Origin of the sequence: uncultured Algibacter sp. (assembly GCF_947495675.1) — a bacterium.
Lineage (GTDB): Bacteria > Bacteroidota > Bacteroidia > Flavobacteriales > Flavobacteriaceae > Algibacter_B.
Genome location: NZ_CANLZX010000043.1, coordinates 1 through 2,673, shown reverse-complemented (window position 1 = coordinate 2,673; position 2,673 = coordinate 1). Strand labels below are relative to the sequence as shown.

General features: G+C 28.1%; 1 protein-coding gene. It reads right to left on the bottom strand.

Annotation, left to right across the window (positions count from 1 at the left end; genetic code table 11):
* Positions 1-190: 190 nt before the first annotated feature.
* A complete protein-coding gene (locus Q0842_RS15985) occupies positions 191-2,539 on the bottom strand; it encodes a hypothetical protein (protein ID WP_298500490.1) in 2,349 nt (782 codons plus the stop codon).
* Positions 2,540-2,673: the final 134 nt, after the last annotated feature.

Below are 2,673 nucleotides of genomic sequence, written 5' to 3'. Positions count from 1 at the left end.
TAGCTATAGTAGTATTATTAGTAGCTACATCGTGTAAAAAAAAGCAAGAATCTACACCTGTAACTAAGCAGGAAGTTATTGATGATAAGCCATCTAAATTCGCAACAGAACTATTTCTGATTTCTAAGACTCCTAAAGATGTTAAACCTAATAAACCATCTAAATCTTGAATATTTGACCTTTCAATATATTAATTCATTTTACATGCATCTGTTTGTAATTGAGCCCTTGTAGGATTATAAGCATTATAGGAAATGTCGAAACCCTCACCCTCCTCATAAAAATATTCTACGTCTTTTAATGCACAAAAATCTATCAAAGCATCATTACCCAATACATAAATACTATAATTAGTACATACATAATATGATGAAAGAGAGTCGCTAGTAACGTCTCTACAATATTCCCATTTACCAATTGAAGATAGTGCTGAAAAACCATTAAGGGTTTCGAGCATATCATTTTCATATATTCTCAAATATCCATAAATTTTAGTTAGTTTTTCAAAATTGAAGTCTGATAACACAGCATTACTTTCTATAAATAAATCTGAACCAATAGTTGCAAGATTTTTAAAACTAAAGGATGGTAAAGATTGATTATTATCAATTTTTATGTAATTACTAACTGTACTAAGTCTATCAAAATCTAAAGTCTTTAATTTAGAGTTATTGGTTATTTTTAGATACCCTGTAACTAAATTAAGGTTGTTAAACGATAATAATTCTAACTGGTGGTTTTGCTGTATATTTAAATAGCCCCCTACTTCATTAAGCATATTTAAACCTTCTAGATTTGCCAAATTAATATTATTTGAAATAGAAAAGTCTCTACCAACTTTAAAACTTGTATTAAAATGTATAGCTGCTAAACTGGGATTATCATAAATTTTGAATTCATAATCTATAGAAGCAAGATTATTAAATTTAATGATGTTTAATTTATTGTTATTACTAATTTCTATACTTAAACACGATACTAAACTATTTAAAGTGAGTTCATTTAACACCGCATTACCTTTTATAACCAGTTGCTTACCATTAGTTTCAAGTTTATCGAGAATAACAGCTTCCAAAACAGGATTATACCCAAAAACCAGTCGCTCCTTTACATCTATAAGTTTTTGTAAACCTTCTATTTTATTTAATAAAATATTATTCCAAATAACTAATTCACCATTAATATTTTCTACATTTTCAAGTCCCTTTAGATTTTTTAATACATAATTATTTCGAATACTTAAATCGCCATTAATAAGCGAAACTGTATTTAGATTATCAATATTTTCTAAAAGTTTATTATTATCAATAATTAAAGCTCCTAAGGTTTCTAAATTATCTAAACCATTCAAACTTGTAAGCGCAGGCATGCTTGTAATACTCATACCACTACTTATAGCCTTAAGGTTTTCTAAACCTTCAAAAGTCGCTATATTGGTATTATATAGAGTTAATGCGCCAACACTTGTAAGGTTTTGTAAACCGTCTATAGAATTTAATAAAGGATTATTATGAAGCGTAAGACTCCCTTCTACTTCTTTTAAATTTTTTAGTTTTAATAAATTATTAAGTTTTGCATTCTCTATAATTTTAAGGTCTCCTTTTATAACTTCGTAACCTTCAAGTCCATTTAATGATTCTAAATTGTCATTCTCTCTAATAACAATACCTCCTGTAGCTTTTAAGTTATTTAAACCCTCAAGAGATGTTAAGGATGTATTCTTTTCTATTAAAACACTACTAACTAATAAGTCTATATTATAATCGCCATTACTATCGGCACCTGTTAGTCCTTCCAATCCTTTTAAATCAACTAGTTTGGAGTTATTGGATATAACCACAACGCCTGCTGAAGTTATATTATTTAAACCCTCTAAAGCGACTAGTTCATGGTTATTACTAATACTGAGTTCACCTTTAATTGATTTAATATTTTGTAACCCGTTTAATGATTTTAATTTAGCATTTCCGCCAATACTCAATTGCCCAGTAATGGCAATATTTTCTAAGCCTTCTAAATTTTCAATTTGAGAGTTAACCCATATTTGCAAGTTATAGGTAGACTCTAGTCTTCCTAAATGTTTTATATCTTTTAAGTTACTGTTTCTACTAATCTCAAAAGTACTTGCTACAGATGCTAAACTATCTAAGCCTTTTAGGTTCTTTAAAATTGTATTATTCTTGACATAAAAAACACCACCTACGGTCCTAAGACTCTCAAGGCCTTCTAAACTTTCTAATTTATCGTTATCAAAAATTTCAAAACTATCTCCAACCACTTTTAGAGCACTTAATTTTTTTAAACTGGTAATTTTATCCTCCTCTGGCGTACTTGGATATGTATTAATTATAAAAGTTCCGGTAATTTTCTCATAATTTAAGGCAGCAAAACTATCCACTTCTTTTTGTGTATCTAAAACAACACGGCCATCATATGTAAAATAGTTAACACTAGGATCTGGAGTAGGGTCCGTTTCATCATCCTTAGTGCAATTATATAAGACCGAGGATAAAATAAGGCATAGAAGTAATTTTTTCATGTTTAAATACTTAGGGTATTTACTACAAAAATACGTTTTTTTAAATAATTATTATGGTGTATATTCGTATAAATTTTAAAATCACTTTAATGAAAACTTTATTATTAAATTTAGCTATAGTAGTATTATTAGTA

Coding starts and splice junctions, on each gene's coding strand:
- Q0842_RS15985 (WP_298500490.1), bottom strand. CDS start 2,539: ATGAAAAAATTACTTCTATGCCTTATTTTATCCTCGGTCTTATATAAT.